Raw genomic sequence first — 17059 nt, 5'->3', positions numbered from 1 at the left:
CCTCCTGTCTTACTCTTTGCCGTACAGTGCCCGCTCCTATTCAAGAGCTGCGACGCCGCCAACGATCTCCGTAATTTGTTGCGTGATCGCAGCTTGTCGTGCACGGTTGAATGAAAGTGTTAAAGAATCTATCAAATCAGCTGCATTATCCGTAGCAGTTTTCATCGCTGTCATACTGGAAGCATGTTCACTCGCTTTTCCGTCAATTACAGCTCCGTAAATGAGACTTTCCGCGTATTGCGGAAGAAGCACTTCAAGGATTGCTTCACCTGAAGGCTCAAACTCATACGAAGTTGTTGCGGAAGTCGATGTGATGTCAGTGAGCGGAAGCAATTTCTTTTCCGTCACTTCACTTGCGATGGCGGAGACGAAGTGATTGTAATACAAATAGACTTCGTCATACTCGCCTTCTGTGAACATGCCAACAGCACGCTTCGCGATATCTTTTATCTCATTGAAAGAGGGATGATCCGATAGACCAATCCGACTTTCAACGATATCGAAACCAAGTCGATCGAAAAAGTCGTAACCCTTTTGGCCGATTGCAAGGATGCTCACTTCTTCTACTGAAGAGTGGCGTTTTTCAATCGCATTTTTTGCAATGCGCAAGATGTTGGCGTTGTACCCTCCAACAAGTCCACGGTCCGATGTAATAACGATATATCCAGTCTTTTTAACGGGCCGGGATACCATCATCGGGTGACTCAAGTCGCTTGTTCCAGCTGCGATTGATCCGACGACTTCCTGAATTTTTTCCATGTACGGGATGAACGCTTTCGCATTCAGTTCGGCACGGCTCAATTTAGAAGCGGAGACCATTTGCATGGCTTTCGTAATTTGACTTGTCTTTTTCGTCGATTTAATACGGTTTTCTATGTCGCGTAAAGATGCCATTGGCAATTCTCACCACCTTTTGTTTTTTTAATTCTAAAAAGAATTATTCAGAACGTGCGAAAGTTTTCTTGAATGCGTTGAGTGCTCCTGCCATCAAATCATCAGCCGGAAGATCTTTCGTCGTACGAATTTGATCTAAAACATCAGTATGGTTCGTTTGTAGCCAGCTTAACAGTTCGCTTTCGAAACGCAGAATATCTTTAACTTCAATATCGTCAAGGAAACCACGTGTCAATGCATAAAGAACCATAACTTGCTGTTCCACTTTAAATGGTTTATTCAAATCCTGCTTCAAGATTTCAACTGTACGCGCTCCGCGGTCAAGTTTCGCCTGTGTTGCAGAATCAAGGTTAGAACCGAATTGCGAGAATGCTTCAAGCTCACGGTAAGCCGCAAGGTCAAGACGCAAAGTACCCGCAACTTTTTTCATTGCTTTAATTTGCGCTGAACCACCAACACGGGAAACGGAAAGACCGGCGTTAATCGCTGGACGTACACCCGAGAAGAATAGGTCAGATTGAAGGAATATTTGTCCATCAGTGATGGAGATTACGTTTGTTGGAATATAAGCGGAGATATCTCCTGCTTGTGTTTCAACGAATGGTAGTGCCGTGATCGAACCAGCACCAAGTGTATCATTCAACTTCGCTGCACGTTCAAGTAAACGTGAGTGAATATAGAATACATCGCCAGGGTAAGCTTCACGGCCCGGAGGACGACGAAGTAGCAAAGAAAGTTCACGGTATGCCGCTGCTTGTTTCGTTAAATCATCATAAACAATTAGAACGTGCTTACCTTGGAACATGAATTCTTCAGCCATTGATATACCTGTGTAAGGTGCAAGATATAGTAGTGGAGCCGGTTGTGAAGCAGAAGCCGTTACGACGATTGTGTAATCAAGTGCGCCATTTTTACGGAGCGTTTCAACAACTCCACGAACTGTTGATTCTTTTTGACCGATTGCTACATAGATACAAATCATATCTTGGTCAGCTTGGTTTAGGATTGTATCAATCGCAACTGTCGTTTTACCTGTTTGACGGTCTCCGATGATCAATTCACGCTGTCCGCGTCCGATTGGTACTAGTGCATCAATCGCTTTGATGCCGGTTTGTAGTGGTTCATGAACGGATTTACGCGCCATAACCCCTTGTGCCGGGCTTTCGATTGGACGTGTTTTTGTTGTTGCAATCGGACCTAATCCATCAACTGGTTGCCCAAGTGGATTTACAACGCGTCCGATTAATTCTTCACCAACAGGAACTTCCATAATACGGCCTGTTCGACGTACTTCATCGCCTTCTTTGATGTCCGTGTATGGCCCTAGGATAATGATACCAACGTTGTTCGCTTCCAAGTTTTGAGCCAGACCCAAGACGCCAGTAGAGAACTCTAAAAGTTCCCCAGCCATGGCGTTGTCGAGGCCATGAACACGTGCGATACCGTCACCAATTGAGATAACTGTACCTACCTCGCTCACTTTCATCTCAGATTGATAATTTTCAATCTGCTGTTTTATGAGAACACTGATTTCCTCAGCTTTGATGCTCATGCATGTCACCCCTCAAATTTCTGATTTATGAACCGATAAGATCCTGTTTCAGTCGCTCGAGCTTAGCGCTCACGCTGCTGTCGTAGATATTATTACCAATTTGGAGACGAATGCCTCCGATTAGGCTCGGATCGATGATATTTTCAATACGTAATGCTTGCTTACCGATTTTTTTCGCAAATGCTGTCGAAATTGCAAGGCTTTCATCCGCAGTAAGCAGTCGTGTAGAATACACTTTTGCTTCAGCAATTCCAGCTGCTTCATTCGTTAATGCGGTAAACTCGTTTATAAGGTTTACAACTTCGTTTATGCGTTGTTTGTCGAGCATTAGGTTCAATGTATTCAAAATGAGCTGGTTCGCTCCTTTAAATGAATCAGCCATAAGCTCTTTCTTTTTTGCAGCTTTCAATCTCGGTGTTTCAAGTAACTGACCGAGCTCTTTATTTGCTAGGAAAACTTTTTTCAATTCAAGAAGTTCTTCTTGAATCGGTCCAGTTTGTCCGTTTTGTTGTGCTAATTCGAACAATGCTAGTGCATAGCGTTGTGCAACAACCGATTGGCTCATCGCCCTTCGCCTGCCTTCTCAATCGTTTCTTCGATCAATGCGCGATTATCTTCCTCGGAAATTTCTTTACCGAGTACTTTAGATGCTGCAAGGATAGAAAGAGATACGAATTCTCCGCGAACTGCCGCGACCGCTTTGTCTTTTTCTGAAGCAATTTCAAGCGTTGCTTCTTCTTTCATACGAACCACTTCTGAACGAGCCGCTGTGATGATTTCTGCACGTTGCGTTTCGCCTTGCTTACGGGCATTTTCGACAATCTCTTGAGCGTTGTTACGCGCTTCGTTCAAAAGGTTGCGCTGTTCTTCAAGAATCTGTTGTGATTCTGCACGGCTCTTTTCAGCCGATTCAATTTCATTTGCGATCAACTCAGCACGTTGATCCATGATACCCATAAGTGGGCCCCAAGCAACTTTCTTCAAAAGAAGCATGAGAATCGTGAAGAATAAGACTGTGACGATAATATCGCCAAGGTTCAACTTGCCATTCAATTGCGCCAATCCTTTAACGGCCTCACCATCTGCTGCCAATAGGACGAAGGTATCCATAAACACGATTAATTCACTCCCTTCAAGAGCTTACGTTTCTTTAAACTATGGAAAACGTTCATTATTTTCAAAATAAGATTTTCCTACTACATAAAAGAATGGCGAAGAACTTCAGACTACTCTCTTCGCCATTTAGTAAATATTTCTTATACTTACTTGTTCATTACGATAAATGCAATAACTGCTGCGAAAATCGGAACAACTTCAACAAGTGCAACACCGACGAACATGTTTGTTTGAAGAATACCGCGTGCTTCTGGTTGACGAGCGATTCCTTCTTGTGTTTTTGAAACGACTAGACCTGCACCTAGACCTGCACCTAGTGCACCTAAACCAATTGCGATTGCTGCTGCTAATAGACCAACTGAACCTACCATTATTGTTTCCTCCTAATATTCCCTGTTTTTTTGTTCTATCGCCCGGTTATCCGGGCATTATATGCTTAATGGTCTGTTGCCACTTTGTGTGACATGTAGACCATAGACAACATAACGAAGATAAATGATTGAATCGCCCCGACGAAAATCGAGAAGCCCATCCAAGCAAGTGACGGTACGACCGCTCCAAACAACCCGAGCATACCTGATGTTGCGAGTCCAGCCAGGAGTCCTAGAAGGACTTCACCGGCATAGATGTTACCATAAAGACGCAAACCGAGTGTCAGCGTGTTTGTAAATTCCTCAATGACTTTAAGCGGTGCAAGGAAAGGAAGTGGCTTAAGATAACCTTTTCCGTATTCTTTCAGCCCTGACATCTTAATGCCGTAATAGTGTGTGAGAGCAATGACCAAAACTGCTAGTGTCATTGTAATTACAGGGTCTGCTGTCGGTGATTTCCACCAAAGATCCCCATCCCAATAGATTGCTAATGGAATCCCTAATACGTTCGATACAAAGAGGAACATGATAAGGGTAATCCCCAACACGTGAAATCTACCACCTGTTTTCCAGTCCATGTTACTCTTGATGATTCCTTTAACGAAATCCATGACCCATTCAAAGAAGTTTTGCATGCCTGTCGGTTTCAACTGTAAACGACGTGTAGCGAAAAACGCGATTAGGAATACAATTGCACATGTGATGAAAAGCATTAAAACGTTTGAAAGATTGAATGTCATTTCAAATAATGTACCTTCGAAAGCCGTGTATAACGGATTTCCATGTTCCATTTTCGTTCACCTCCCTTTTGCAACCAGAATTAAGTCAAGCTATTTCTGCATCACTTCGCAGATAATACAGAATAGAAGTGCAGTAAGCTTTTTTCATAACGACTTGCATTAGAGAAAAGTCCTGCTGACGAAAAAAGCTTTACTGATGTCTAGCGTGGTATATGATCCTCTCAACTAGTAGAAGAACATAAGGTATCGCAAAGCCGATAATCGTACTGATTAGGTCAAAATATTCCGGCATCGCTGTTGCAACTGCAGCCGCACCTACACCAGAAGCGAAACGTATAAATGTCCCGAGCGAAGTACCATTTTTCCCTTGTGCAAATTTCCGTTCATAGTTTTCCATTTTACGGACAAGGATCCAAAAATTATACAATCCGAAAAGAGATCCGAGAATCAATCCTGCGAAAATCAATTTTAAGTCAGTAAATGCCCACCCCAGTACGAACAATGCGAGCAAAAAAAATAGAGCTCTTTTTTGCCTACTATAAATTTCTTGCAATGTTTGCATGGTTAGTTAATCTCCTGATTCGTATTTCCGGATTGGATGGAGCCTTGCAACTTCGACTTAGATAAGGCGTAGTTGAAAGCAATTTCACAAGGAATAGCGGGGTGTTCCGTTTCGCTGTCTAGCCAGTTATTTGTCCAATCTAAGCAGGACGCTTACATTAATGATGGCAAGACACTGAAAAGGATGGAACCTGTTATTTAGTAGCGAGTATTGTCGAATGAAAGGCAGTTCGGCAAATGCTACATCTTATCAAATGCATGATACTATTTAGGCCTCTGCATATCCGTCAAAAAGCGATAGATAATTACAAAGCCTTAACATTCACATTTAGTTGCCGTTTCAAATAAGAAAACCCTATCATTCTAACCCTTTGTAAGCATACAATAGGCATATTTTGATGTCAATTGATTACAGTGAAATTTTTCACAAAGACTTCACTTTGTCAAACATTCGTCAAATTTGGCGTTTATTTCGCGAATCGTATTTTTCACGAAAATCATATTAGGGTTTTGCTTAATGTGTCGTGTCGAGCCATGAAGGCCCTGTCTAAAAAAAAGACGGCCCTTTTATTCGGCCGTCATTCTTATACCTTTTGCTTAAATGGAGGATAAGTATTTTTTCAGTGCTTCAACAATTCGTTCAGAAGCATGGCCATCACCATATGGATTCGATGCTTTAGCCATTTTATTGTATTCCACTTCGTCGGACAAAAGTGTATCCGTTAAATTGAAGATTGTTTCTTCATCCGTACCGGCCAGTTTTAGTGTACCGGCTTCGATTCCTTCCGGACGTTCGGTTGTATCACGCAATACGATAACGGGCTTTCCAAGTGATGGTGCTTCTTCTTGAATACCGCCCGAGTCCGTCAAGATAATGTGTGAACGCGCCGCAAAGTTATGGAAGTCGAGAACTTCAAGTGGTTCAATCAGATGAACGCGATCATTGTCACCAAAAAGTTCATCAGCTACTTCGCGCACTGCCGGATTCATATGAACAGGATAGATAACTTGGATATCGTCATGCTTAACAAGCAACCGGTTAATGGCTCGGAACATATTGCGCATCGGTTCGCCCAGATTTTCACGGCGGTGTGCTGTTAACAATATAAGCCTGTCCGTTCCGATTTTGTCGAGAACTGGATGGGAGTATTCTTCACGCACTGTCGTTTGAAGTGCGTCGATTGCAGTATTACCTGTTATATAAATACGATCTTCCGACTTGCCTTCTTCAATAAGGTTGCGAGCGGATTGCTCTGTTGGCGAGAAATGCAGATCAGCAATGACACCTGTTAACTGCCGGTTCATCTCCTCCGGGTACGGTGAGTATTTATTCCACGTGCGAAGTCCTGCTTCTACATGTCCAACTGCAATTCGATTATAAAAAGCAGCTAAGCTACCGATGAAAGTAGTCGACGTATCTCCGTGAACAAGTACGATATCCGGTTGAGCTTCTTTCATGATGCGGTCAAGTCCTTCAAGACCGCGAGTTGCAACGTCAATGAGTGTTTGACGGTCTTTCATGATATTTAGATCATAATCAGGGATGATACCGAATGTGTGTAGCACCTGATCCAGCATTTCACGGTGCTGAGCCGTAACCGTTACGATTGATTCGATATCGTTCGAATGCTTTTGCAATTCTAGTACAAGCGGTGCCATTTTAATGGCTTCAGGACGCGTACCAAAAATCGTCATAACTTTCCATTTCTTAGTCAATGTATTCACGCCTTCCAACTCATTTTGTTCCGAATAGACGATCGCCTGCATCGCCAAGTCCTGGGACGATGTAGCCTTTTTTATCCAATTTTTCATCAAGTGCAGCGATGAAAATATCTACATCAGGATGTGCATCTGTCATTGCTTTTACACCTTCAGGCGCGGCAATCAGACACATGAATGTAATGTGTTTTGCTCCACGGCTTTTCAATGAATTGGCCGCTGCAATTGCGGATCCGCCTGTTGCAAGCATAGGATCGACAAGGATGAAGTTACGTTCTGATACGTCTGAAGGCAGTTTCACATAGTATTCAACCGGCTGTAATGTTTCAGGATCACGGTAAAGTCCGATATGCCCTACTTTTGCTGCCGGAATCAGTTTAAGGATGCCATCCACCATTCCGATTCCTGCACGCAAAATCGGTACGATACCGAGTTTTTTACCTGCAAGAACGTTCGATTTGGACTTACAAACCGGTGTTTGAATTTCCACTTCATGAACCGGAAGGTCGCGCGTAATTTCATATGCCATAAGTGTTGCCACTTCGTCGACGAGTTCACGGAATTCTTTTGTTCCTGTGTTGATGTCACGTATGTACGTTAGTTTATGCTGAATAAGCGGATGATCAAATACATGTATTTTCGGCATTGGTTTTCGCCCCTTTTCGGAATGTCCTGTTCATTATAACAGAAATGTTCTCGTTCTGGGATGCCTAACAACCGACTGCTAAATGTCTAACTATTCGGCAAGCAATCGGTCGACTTCTAGCAGTGGCATCGGCTTGTAATAATAGAACCCCTGTCCTATTTTGCATAAAACAAGCCGCCATCAAATAGATAGCGGCTTGACTATTATACGATTATGCGTAAAGAGGGAATTTATCCGTCAATGCCGCAACGCGTTCTAGAGCTTCTTTTTTCACAGCTTCGTCTTCGTGGTTTTTCAAGACTTTAGCCATGATAGATGCGATTTCCTTCATTTCTTCTTCTTTGAAACCGCGTGTTGTAACCGCAGGAGTACCAAGACGGACACCTGAAGTAACGAATGGGCTTTCTGTATCGAATGGAATCGTGTTTTTGTTCACAGTAATGCCGACTTCATCCAATACTTTCTCCGCAATTTTACCTGTGATTTCAAGTGAACGCAGGTTAAGCAATACCAAATGGTTGTCTGTTCCGCCAGATACGATATCGACGCCTTCAGCGATAAGTGCTGCTGCAAGTGCTTTTGCATTACTTTTCACTTGTTGGATATACGTTTTGAATTCTGGTTTCTGTGCTTCTCCAAATGCAACCGCTTTTGCAGCGATAACGTGCATCAATGGACCGCCTTGAACGCCTGGGAAGATTGATTTGTTAAGTTTTTTCTCGAATTCTTGTGTAGAAAGGATAAGTCCACCACGCGGTCCGCGCAATGTTTTATGTGTTGTTGAAGTAACAAAGTGTGCATGTGGAACTGGGTTTTGGTGTTCGCCCACTGCAACAAGTCCTGCGATGTGCGCCATATCAACGAATAGATATGCACCGACTTCATCTGCAATTTGACGGAACCTTGCAAAGTCAATTTCACGTGGGTATGCACTTGCACCCGCAACGATCATTTTCGGTTTGTGCTCAAGCGCTTTTTGACGGACATCGTCGTAGTCAATTAGCTCGTCCTCTTTGCCCACGCCGTAATCGACGAAGTTGTACAATTCGCCTGAGAAGTTAACCGGGCTTCCGTGCGTCAAGTGACCGCCGTGTGAAAGATTCATACCAAGAACTGTATCTCCAGGCTCAAGAACAGCAAAATAAACAGCCATATTCGCTTGTGCACCAGAGTGTGGCTGAACGTTTGCGTATTCCGCACCGAAAATTTCTTTTACTCGGTCGCGTGCAATGTTTTCAACAACGTCGACGTGTTCGCAACCGCCATAGTAACGTTTGCCTGGGTAGCCTTCTGCGTATTTGTTTGTCAAATATGATCCTTGTGCTTCCATAACTGCTTCTGTTACGAAGTTTTCGGATGCGATCAATTCGATATTAGATTGTTGACGCTTTTTCTCCGCCATAATTGCATCGTATACTGCTACGTCTTCACGTTGTACGTTACCCAATTTGTTCAATTCCATTTTTTCATTCCCCTTCACTATCATCTATTTTTTATTCGGTCTACAGTGGCCAGATGTAAACGCTTTATTCATACATTGCTCTAGTTCCACCAATCAACTTTGGCCGAGTTGTGGCTACCGACACAATTGCATTTCCAACAGTTCGGATGGATGTACGCAATGGAACAGCTACTTGTTTCAAATGCATGCCGATCAGCGTTTGTCCTATATCGATGCCAGCACTTGCGCTAATCTGCTCCACGACAACTGGATCATTCATATGCTGATAGGCATAGGCAGACATGGAACCACCTGCATGGATGACCGGAATGACTGAGACCGGTTCAAGCATGAACTTTTCAGCGACATGACGTTCAATTGTCAAAGCTCTATTAATGTGTTCGCATCCTTGGAATGCAAGAAATAATTTGTGTTTCTCAGCAAAGTCTTTCAGAGGTCCATATAGCGCTTCTCCGATTTCAAGCGCTCCTCCTGTACCAATTCGTTTGCCGGCAACTTCAGAAGTCGAACACCCTACGACGAATAGCGTGCCTGAACGAAATTGCGTTTGTTCAGACATTTCCGCTAACAATTGTTCCAGTTGAAGCTTCCATAAATTCAAAGCATCCACTTTTACCACCTGCTTTCTTGTGGTATTTAGACTGTCCAGCGCTGTTGAGGGCTAAACGGCCACCTGCGCTTTTTAGTATGGCCAGCTCCGGCGGCTAGACGCTCGGGTCATAAGTCAATCCTGCTGTGCGGCAAAGGACGCCACTTCGCAGGCTTGTCTTATGCCTGTCGCGTCTATACGGCCGCCTCCGCTTTTCAGGATGTCTAGCTTCGGCGCCTAGCCCCTCGAGTCGCTTCAGACCTTCCGATAAAGGCAAAGTACGCCTTTTTCGGTAGGTCCTCCAGCGCTGGTCGGGGCTGAACAGGCGCCTCCGCTTTTCAGGATTCTAATTCCATAAGTTTGCCGATTCTTCGTTCGTGTCTTCCGCCTTCGAATTGTGTATCTAGCCAAGCCGCAGCTACTTCTCTGGCATGTCCTGGGCCGATGACGCGTTCGCCCATCGCGAGGATGTTTGAATCGTTATGTTGCCTTGTCGCTTTGGCACTGAAGACGTCATGGACAAGTGCACATCGAATTCCTTTTACTTTATTTGCTGCAATAGACATCCCGATGCCCGTTCCGCAAATAAGAATACCACGGTCAAATTCTCCCGATGCTACTCCATTTGCGACTGGTGCTGCAAAATCGGGGTAGTCCACGGATTCATCTGATTTGGGACCAAAATCTACAAACTCTAATGATAACTCTGACATTAATTTAATAATTTCATGTCGAAGATTGTTTCCGCCATGGTCTGAAGAAATCGCAATTTTCACAGGATCCCCCTTTTCATAATATACTCACAACTTATTCTATCAGATTTCCACAAAAAAACACACCCCTCATGAAAATGGGCTGTATTTTTTAGTTGATATAGCATTCCGCCAAATGCACATGAAAGTTCCGGTATTATTTTGTACAATCGAAGCGGCTTATTACATCATATAGTTCCTCCGTAAGCCGAATTGCTTTTTTCCTTTTTCAGCCATACCCTATTCCCCCGTCAGTTTGTGTTCGAGCACATCGATGATTTTCGACAACTCATTGAATGCCTGTCGGTAGGTTTCAAGATCGCCTCCAAATGGATCTTGAACGTCCCCCGTCAATGCCGATTTCGCATATCCTTTTATTGTAAATACCTTATCGCCTATTTCCGGATAAGAATTTAATAGGTTCTCCTTGTGCGATTGCGTCATCGTCAAAACAATATCTGCCCATTCCAGATTTTCTTCTGTTACTTCCTCCGAGACTGGTGTATAAGGCATGTCCGCTGATTCAATGAGCGTTTTCGCATTCAATGAAATCGGCCAGCCATCGCGTGCATAAACGCCAGCCGAGCGAACAGACACATTGTTAATTGCTTTTGATCGAAGAATCGCTTCCGCCATTGGGCTTCTGCATGTATTTCCTGTACATATAAAATAAACATTCACTTCTATTACCTTCTCTCTTTAGATTAGCTGATTCTTGTGAATAAAGAAACTGTGAATTTCAACGAAAACATGATATTATCCCTAAAACTAGTAAAGCCAAACCTGCTATTCGTCTCAGTACTTTTCCATTTTTTAGACCCATATGCCCCTTTATCCGCAGAGCTGCATATGAAAAGACAAACGTGAAAAAACCAGATGCAAGTATGAACAGTGTTTTATCCATCTGAAGCATACCAAATGAAACACTGACTGAAAAGGCATCTACACTCACTGCAAATGCGATAAACAATGGCGGAATTTGTTGAGAAGAGGATTTTTTTTCATCCGCTTGCAACAGCATATGTATGCCGATCAAACTGAGCATAACGCCTGATAAAATGCTGCTCCAGACTGTAAATATATGCGCTGACAGTTCTCCCGTTATAAACCCTAGAAAAGGAAATACCATATTAAGAAATGATGTCCATAGCGCTAAAACAAATTTCCCTTTTTTAATTTGTAGGAAAGAATAGATTACAATAACGTCCAAGGTTGTTATTCCAGCCGCGAAAACTTCTTCCAAAGTAAAACCTCCCCTAAATCAGCATCAGTCAATCTTATGCGGATTTAAGGGAGGTCATTCGTAAGCATTCAGTTGATATATCTTTTACCTTCGGCGGCTTTCATTAACCGATTCATAACAGCAGCACCTACTCCAGACATGTCCGTCTCGACAGCAAGAATAATATCCGCATCGGTCAAATCACATTTACGGAGTGCTGCGTACAAATTTGTCGCCATTGCTTCATTATCCTGCGCGGGACCGACTGAAAAAAACCAATCCGCACCCAAGGCACCTAGATCATCATGCCCGATAAACGCGACTTTCTTGCCTTCAGCCTGAAGGGTATCGACTGCTTTACTAATGTCTTCAGCTTCGTTGTTGATAATGTACAGAGGTGCTTCAGGTGCATAGTGCAAATACTTCATGCCGGGTGAACGCGGCGCTTGTTCACCGACGACTGTATTCTCCGATACTACTGGACCAATGATGCTTTCTATCATTTCCTGTGTAATACCACCTGGCCGTAGAATTGTAGGCGGAACTGTCGTCATGTCCAGTACTGTCGATTCAACTCCGACACCGGTTTGACCACCATCTAAAATGAGGGGAATGAGACCGTTCAAATCTTTGTAAACGTGAGCTGCCTCTGTTGGACTCGGTTTTCCGCTTCGATTGGCACTTGGTGCTGCTAACGGTTCTCCGAGCGCACGTAAGAGTTCCAGTGCAACGGGATGATCAGGCATACGGATTGCGACTGTTTCAACACCTGGAGTTACATTCGCGGCTATCACACCGGGAATTTTACGAAACACAAGTGTCAGCGGACCAGGCCAATAAGCATCCATCAGTTTTTCTGCATTTCCTGCAATAGCCGATGCATAGGTGTGAACTTGTTCTTTTTGACCAATATGTACGATTAGCGGATTGTCTGATGGCCTTCCTTTTGCTTCGAAGATTCTCTGTACGGCTTGTTCATCAGTTGCCATCGCACCTAAGCCATATACCGTCTCCGTCGGGAACGCAACGACACCGCCATTTTTCAATATATCCACAGCCTGTTCATAGTTTTTTTTGTTATCCAGAATGTTATCCACTGAAGTTAAAATCGTTTTCATACACTAATCCTCCACTTATACACATTTCCCTGAGTTTATCCACAAAAATAGTTGATAACTTTATGCAAAAATACTTTTTATCCACTCCCAAACAAAGAAAGTGACTTTTTCCTCTTCTTCCTCTTTTACTTCTACTTCTACTGCTTTATCGGGTTTATCGGGAAAACAGATTTTCGGAAATAACTCACACCACCAATTATCCCCACGTCCACTGCCAATCGTCAAAATGTATGCATCATATTCCGCTTGTGGAGCAATCATTAGCCCTGAGCGTTTAGGTGGAAACAAAGCATTTTTACGAATCAATGAAACATTTGCCCCATTTGACATCGAATTGGCAATGTCTAGAATTGTGATTTCAAGTGCTGCTAAGTTATCCCCAAGCTCTTGTTTCGTTCGTGACTTATTTACAGCCTCTTCGATAAGCGGCTGAATTTTTTGTTGAATATCTCTTTTCACTTGCTGGTCGGCTGGTGCATTGGAATCAGCCAACAACCTAAATCGAATTGATTGTTCATCGTCGCCTGCTTCAGCGAACACCGTTATAAAAGACTGAATAATAATGAGCACAATAATGAATTCAATATAAGGGAGCACTTTTTGACCTATTGTTTTCGTTCTCCTAATCTCATAGTCTGGTAACATCGCTATCCCCTCCTACTCTGCATTGTTGCCAGAGTTAGGGAGATTTATTCACGAGTCTCGCAAAATATGATTCGGTCTTTGCCGTTGATATCTTTTACCGTCTCCACTGTCGCTTTCGGAAATGCTACTTTAAATAGATTGTGCACAGCAGGTCCTTGCAGATAACCGATTTCAACTGCAATGAGAAAAGGTGTATTCATAAGCGGCGGTAAGCTTTCAGCAAGTCTTCTGTAAAAGTAGAGGCCGTCTTCATCCGCAAACAAAGCATTATGCGGCTCGTGGTTGAGCACGTTGCCAGACATGGACGCGGCTTCCTCATGTGCAATGTAAGGCGGATTCGATAAGACGACATCCCACTTTTCTCCTGCAATCGGCGCAGTTAAATCGCCATGCAGGAAAGTAACGGCGGCATCATTCGCATTTGCGTTATGCTCAGCAATTGTTAGTGCTTCTTTACTGATGTCTGTTGCTGTAACGCTTGCTTCTGGCCATTCTTTTTTGAATGAAACTGCAATAGCGCCGCTGCCGGTTCCAATATCAGCAACGTTGATTGTTTTACTGTTGAAGATTTTACGCGCTTTAGCGAGTGCACCATAAACGAGTTCTTCCGTTTCAGGTCGAGGGATTAAAACATTTTCATTTACTTTAAATGTGTAACCGTAAAAACCTTCTTCACCAATTACATATTGAACAGGTTTTCCTTCGAGCAGTTCGGCAGTTTTATCCCAAAATGCAGAATGCTGGTCGACTGTAAGTTGTTGTTGTATATCGGCAAATAAAGTAGCTCTGGATTTTTGCGTAACAAATTCCATTAGAAGTTGTGCAGCATGCGGTTCGAGTCCAGTTTCCTCCAATAAAGAAGAAGCCCGCTGGAGAGCTTCATAAATTTTTTCAGTCATTGCGATCCAAACTTTCCAGACGAAATGCTTGTTCTTCCATGATCAATGCGTCGATTACTTCATCCAGTTTGCCTTCAATAATCTGATCGAGTTTCTGAATCGTCAGGCCGATGCGATGATCGGTCACTCGGTTTTGCGGGAAGTTGTACGTGCGGATTCGCTCTGAACGATCCCCTGTACCCACTGCAGATTTTCTCTTTTCATCGTACTCATCTTGTATTTCGCGTGTGAATTTATCGGAAACACGAGCTCGTAATACTTTCATTGCTTTTTCTTTATTTTTAATTTGTGATTTTTCATCTTGAATGGATACTGTAATTCCTGTCGGTAAATGCGTAAGTCGAACCGCGGACATTGTTGTATTGACGGACTGGCCTCCAGGACCGGATGATGCGAATGTATCGGTTCTGATGTCTTTTTCATGGATGACGATTTCGACTTCTTCCGCTTCTGGAAGACATGCGACGGTTGCGGTCGATGTATGAGTCCGCCCGCCCGATTCAGTTTCCGGTACCCGCTGTACGCGGTGTGCCCCGTTTTCATATTTCAACTTCGAATAGGCACCATTGCCATTAATGAGGAAAATAATTTCTTTAAAGCCGCCAAGTTCTGTCGGGGAAGAATCCAAGACGTCCACTTTCCAGTGATTCATCTCCGCGTAGCGGCTGTACATACGGAATAAGCTACCCGCAAAAAGTGCTGCTTCGTCGCCTCCAGCTGCCCCTCGGATTTCCATAATAACGTTTTTCTTGTCATTCGGATCTGTCGGAACGAGCAATAGCTTTAACTTTTCTTCATAAGACTCAATTTGATCATCCAGCTCGGAAATCTCCATTTTGACAAGTTCTTTCATGTCATCGTCAAGATGCTCATTCAACATTTCTTTGGCACTTTTATGTTCTGCAACTGCATGTTTATACGAGCGATACGTCTCGACCTTTTCCTGTAGACCGGATTGTTCAATCGAATACTCACGGAGCTTGGTCATGTCGCTCACTACCTCTGGATCACTAAGCATTTCATTCAGCTGGTCGTATCTATCTTCTACTGCTTGAAGCCTATCAAACATTATGGACACCTCATTTTCAGGACTGATTTGTACGTTCATTGTACGGGAATTCTTGGTTTAAATACAGTTATTTCACTGGAACTATAGGTTCGTTGAAGGTTTGGATGAAGTTCTAATTGTAGACCCTTCTTTTAAAGGTTACGGCAATGCACAAGACATCAATTACGCCTCGGCGTAATTGCGTCCAGATTTTGAATCGTGCTTGCTCGATTGACTCCTTTCAAAATCTGTGACATCCGCCGGAGGCTTTATCTTTTTTCAGCGGGCGTTTGGACACCCGCTGAACAGGAAAATAAAACCGCATTCATCTCCCACCTATGGAAGTGAGAGATGAATGCTGAATAAAGATAAAAGCCCGCCCGATACTACCGGACGGGCATACTCGCTATTATCCTTTTACAATCGCTGCAGCTGTAACACCATTTGGTACTTCGTGGTGTTGGCGACATCTTGGCTCGTACGCTTCCGAAGCTCCCACCAGAATGACAGGATCGTCGTAGCCGGCGGGCGTGCCGTTGATGAGCCGCTGGGTTCTACTGGAAGGCGAACCACATACCGTGCAAACCGCTTGCAGCTTGGTCACGTGTTCAGCCACTGCCATTAGACGCGGCATAGGTCCGAATGGTTCACCGCGGAAATCCTGGTCGAGTCCGGCAACAATGACGCGGAATCCTCGATCAGCCAATCCCATTACCAAGTCAACGATTCCTTCGTCGAAAAATTGTGCTTCATCGATAGCAATCACATCGTAGTCATCTGAGACGAACTCTTTGATGTGGTTTGAGTCGGCAACGGGGTTCGCGATGACGGTTGTCCCATCATGGCTGACAACCGCTTCTTCACTATAGCGGTCATCGATTTCCGGTTTGAATACTGCTATTTTCTGTTTGGCGAATTGCGATCTTCTTATGCGCCTTATGAGTTCCTCGGATTTCCCTGAGAACATGCTGCCGCAAATTACTTCAATCCAACCACCTTGCATAGTTACGTACATGTGAATCTCCTTCCGGTTTTGCATCTATGTAGTGCTTACTAAAATGTCTTTGGACTATTTATCATACCCTAAAAGAAGTTCAACTTGACGTCTTTTTTTAACGTTGGGATGTGTTAGAGGATTTTTATATGTTTTTCTCAAAAGAAATACCCGCCCGGCGCATGTGCACCTGACGGGTATTGAGCAGATCTTACTCTTGGCCTTCTTCTTCGCGGCCTTCTTCTTTGAGACCATATTTTTTGTTGAAGCGGTCGACACGTCCGTCCGCTTGAGCAAATTTCTGGCGTCCAGTGTAGAATGGGTGGCATTCATTACAAACTTCAATGCGGATGTCTTCTCTTACAGAACCTGTTTCAAATGTGTTACCACATGAACAAGTAACAGTTGCTACTTTATAAGCTGGGTGAATTGCTGCTTTCATCAATCTCTCTCCTTTCGCCCTGAACCATCTGGAACAGAGTTGTATTATAAGACTGATGCCTTACGCGGCCCGTGTTCGTCAACCGCATATGCACGCAGATATTATTTAAGTTACCTCAGATATTATAACAAGTTTTTTTTGCAGATGCAACTATTTTTAATTAGATGATATGTGTTGAAATAAAGAATCTTGTTGAATTCGCCTGTGCATGGTTAATGCCTCACACTCTATGCGAGACCACTGCAAAAGTCCGATTTCCTTCAATCCCGTTGATTTCCGTTCCGAGCGG

The 17059-nt window shown here is 43.6% G+C and carries 20 protein-coding genes; all 20 read right to left on the bottom strand.

Annotated elements, in window-relative coordinates; genetic code table 11:
- Positions 1-36 precede the first annotated feature (36 nt).
- Positions 37-894: an ATP synthase F1 subunit gamma gene (atpG, locus tag AC25Y6_RS16910; RefSeq protein ID WP_488143845.1), complete on the bottom strand. Its 858-nt coding sequence runs from the start codon at positions 892-894 to the stop codon at positions 37-39.
- A 43-nt stretch (positions 895-937) separates the two neighbouring features.
- Positions 938-2446: a F0F1 ATP synthase subunit alpha gene (gene atpA, locus AC25Y6_RS16905; protein WP_482104314.1), complete on the bottom strand. Its 1509-nt coding sequence runs from the start codon at positions 2444-2446 to the stop codon at positions 938-940.
- A gap of 25 nt (positions 2447-2471) precedes the next feature.
- Complete coding sequence (locus tag AC25Y6_RS16900; protein WP_488143844.1) at positions 2472-3011, bottom strand: F0F1 ATP synthase subunit delta; 540 nt, start codon at positions 3009-3011, stop codon at positions 2472-2474.
- Positions 3008-3562, bottom strand: coding sequence for a F0F1 ATP synthase subunit B (atpF, locus tag AC25Y6_RS16895; RefSeq protein WP_482101115.1), 555 nt, complete (start codon positions 3560-3562; stop codon positions 3008-3010). The genes AC25Y6_RS16900 and atpF overlap by 4 nt, the downstream gene beginning before the upstream one ends.
- A gap of 146 nt (positions 3563-3708) precedes the next feature.
- Positions 3709-3933 carry a F0F1 ATP synthase subunit C gene (atpE, locus tag AC25Y6_RS16890; protein WP_149581150.1) on the bottom strand — a complete coding sequence of 75 codons (225 nt, stop codon included), beginning with the start codon at positions 3931-3933 and terminating at the stop codon, positions 3709-3711.
- A gap of 65 nt (positions 3934-3998) precedes the next feature.
- A complete protein-coding gene (atpB, locus tag AC25Y6_RS16885) occupies positions 3999-4724 on the bottom strand; it encodes a F0F1 ATP synthase subunit A (protein ID WP_482104317.1) in 726 nt (241 codons plus the stop codon).
- A 139-nt stretch (positions 4725-4863) separates the two neighbouring features.
- A complete protein-coding gene (locus AC25Y6_RS16880; RefSeq protein WP_482104318.1) occupies positions 4864-5235 on the bottom strand; it encodes an ATP synthase subunit I in 372 nt (123 codons plus the stop codon).
- 596 nt (positions 5236-5831) lie between these two features.
- On the bottom strand, positions 5832-6950 hold the full coding sequence (gene wecB, locus AC25Y6_RS16875) for a non-hydrolyzing UDP-N-acetylglucosamine 2-epimerase (RefSeq protein WP_488143859.1): 1119 nt from the start codon (positions 6948-6950) through the stop codon (positions 5832-5834).
- 19 nt (positions 6951-6969) lie between these two features.
- The gene (gene upp, locus AC25Y6_RS16870) at positions 6970-7599 is read right to left on the bottom strand and encodes a uracil phosphoribosyltransferase (protein WP_488143843.1); all 630 of its coding nucleotides are present in this window, start codon (positions 7597-7599) and stop codon (positions 6970-6972) included.
- A 211-nt stretch (positions 7600-7810) separates the two neighbouring features.
- A complete protein-coding gene (gene glyA / locus AC25Y6_RS16865; RefSeq protein WP_488139062.1) occupies positions 7811-9061 on the bottom strand; it encodes a serine hydroxymethyltransferase in 1251 nt (416 codons plus the stop codon).
- Between the two features lie 64 nt (positions 9062-9125).
- On the bottom strand, positions 9126-9671 hold the full coding sequence (locus AC25Y6_RS16860) for a TIGR01440 family protein (protein ID WP_488143842.1): 546 nt from the start codon (positions 9669-9671) through the stop codon (positions 9126-9128).
- A 317-nt stretch (positions 9672-9988) separates the two neighbouring features.
- Positions 9989-10426 carry a ribose 5-phosphate isomerase B gene (gene rpiB / locus AC25Y6_RS16855; protein ID WP_482101123.1) on the bottom strand — a complete coding sequence of 146 codons (438 nt, stop codon included), beginning with the start codon at positions 10424-10426 and terminating at the stop codon, positions 9989-9991.
- A 216-nt stretch (positions 10427-10642) separates the two neighbouring features.
- Positions 10643-11083, bottom strand: coding sequence for a low molecular weight protein arginine phosphatase (locus tag AC25Y6_RS16850; protein WP_488143841.1), 441 nt, complete (start codon positions 11081-11083; stop codon positions 10643-10645).
- 58 nt (positions 11084-11141) lie between these two features.
- The gene (locus AC25Y6_RS16845; protein ID WP_488143840.1) at positions 11142-11645 is read right to left on the bottom strand and encodes a manganese efflux pump MntP; all 504 of its coding nucleotides are present in this window, start codon (positions 11643-11645) and stop codon (positions 11142-11144) included.
- Positions 11646-11713: 68 nt separating this feature from the next.
- A complete protein-coding gene (locus tag AC25Y6_RS16840; RefSeq protein ID WP_488143839.1) occupies positions 11714-12742 on the bottom strand; it encodes an L-threonylcarbamoyladenylate synthase in 1029 nt (342 codons plus the stop codon).
- Between the two features lie 60 nt (positions 12743-12802).
- Positions 12803-13387 (bottom strand): stage II sporulation protein R, encoded by a 585-nt coding sequence (locus tag AC25Y6_RS16835; RefSeq protein WP_488143838.1) that lies wholly within the window; start codon positions 13385-13387, stop codon positions 12803-12805.
- Positions 13388-13431: 44 nt separating this feature from the next.
- On the bottom strand, positions 13432-14286 hold the full coding sequence (gene prmC / locus AC25Y6_RS16830) for a peptide chain release factor N(5)-glutamine methyltransferase (RefSeq protein ID WP_488143837.1): 855 nt from the start codon (positions 14284-14286) through the stop codon (positions 13432-13434).
- Positions 14279-15355 carry a peptide chain release factor 1 gene (gene prfA / locus AC25Y6_RS16825; protein ID WP_488143836.1) on the bottom strand — a complete coding sequence of 359 codons (1077 nt, stop codon included), beginning with the start codon at positions 15353-15355 and terminating at the stop codon, positions 14279-14281. The genes prmC and prfA overlap by 8 nt, the downstream gene beginning before the upstream one ends.
- Positions 15356-15743: 388 nt before the next feature.
- On the bottom strand, positions 15744-16349 hold the full coding sequence (locus tag AC25Y6_RS16820; protein WP_482104328.1) for a thymidine kinase: 606 nt from the start codon (positions 16347-16349) through the stop codon (positions 15744-15746).
- 190 nt (positions 16350-16539) lie between these two features.
- Positions 16540-16770 carry a 50S ribosomal protein L31 gene (rpmE, locus tag AC25Y6_RS16815; RefSeq protein WP_482101132.1) on the bottom strand — a complete coding sequence of 77 codons (231 nt, stop codon included), beginning with the start codon at positions 16768-16770 and terminating at the stop codon, positions 16540-16542.
- Positions 16771-17059 lie beyond the last annotated feature (289 nt).

The organism is Sporosarcina sp. Y1004 (genome assembly GCF_057669665.1).
This window is presented reverse-complemented; position numbering and strand designations above follow the sequence as displayed.

Coding starts and splice junctions, on each gene's coding strand:
- prfA (WP_488143836.1), bottom strand. CDS start 15,355: ATGTTTGATAGGCTTCAAGCAGTAGAAGATAGATACGACCAGCTGAAT.
- atpE (WP_149581150.1), bottom strand. CDS start 3,933: ATGGTAGGTTCAGTTGGTCTATTAGCAGCAGCAATCGCAATTGGTTTA.
- AC25Y6_RS16900 (WP_488143844.1), bottom strand. CDS start 3,011: ATGAGCCAATCGGTTGTTGCACAACGCTATGCACTAGCATTGTTCGAA.
- AC25Y6_RS16880 (WP_482104318.1), bottom strand. CDS start 5,235: ATGCAAACATTGCAAGAAATTTATAGTAGGCAAAAAAGAGCTCTATTT.
- atpB (WP_482104317.1), bottom strand. CDS start 4,724: ATGGAACATGGAAATCCGTTATACACGGCTTTCGAAGGTACATTATTT.
- atpG (WP_488143845.1), bottom strand. CDS start 894: ATGGCATCTTTACGCGACATAGAAAACCGTATTAAATCGACGAAAAAG.
- atpA (WP_482104314.1), bottom strand. CDS start 2,446: ATGAGCATCAAAGCTGAGGAAATCAGTGTTCTCATAAAACAGCAGATT.
- prmC (WP_488143837.1), bottom strand. CDS start 14,286: ATGACTGAAAAAATTTATGAAGCTCTCCAGCGGGCTTCTTCTTTATTG.
- glyA (WP_488139062.1), bottom strand. CDS start 9,061: ATGGAATTGAACAAATTGGGTAACGTACAACGTGAAGACGTAGCAGTA.
- AC25Y6_RS16820 (WP_482104328.1), bottom strand. CDS start 16,349: ATGTACGTAACTATGCAAGGTGGTTGGATTGAAGTAATTTGCGGCAGC.
- AC25Y6_RS16835 (WP_488143838.1), bottom strand. CDS start 13,387: ATGTTACCAGACTATGAGATTAGGAGAACGAAAACAATAGGTCAAAAA.
- rpmE (WP_482101132.1), bottom strand. CDS start 16,770: ATGAAAGCAGCAATTCACCCAGCTTATAAAGTAGCAACTGTTACTTGT.
- AC25Y6_RS16840 (WP_488143839.1), bottom strand. CDS start 12,742: ATGAAAACGATTTTAACTTCAGTGGATAACATTCTGGATAACAAAAAA.
- upp (WP_488143843.1), bottom strand. CDS start 7,599: ATGCCGAAAATACATGTATTTGATCATCCGCTTATTCAGCATAAACTA.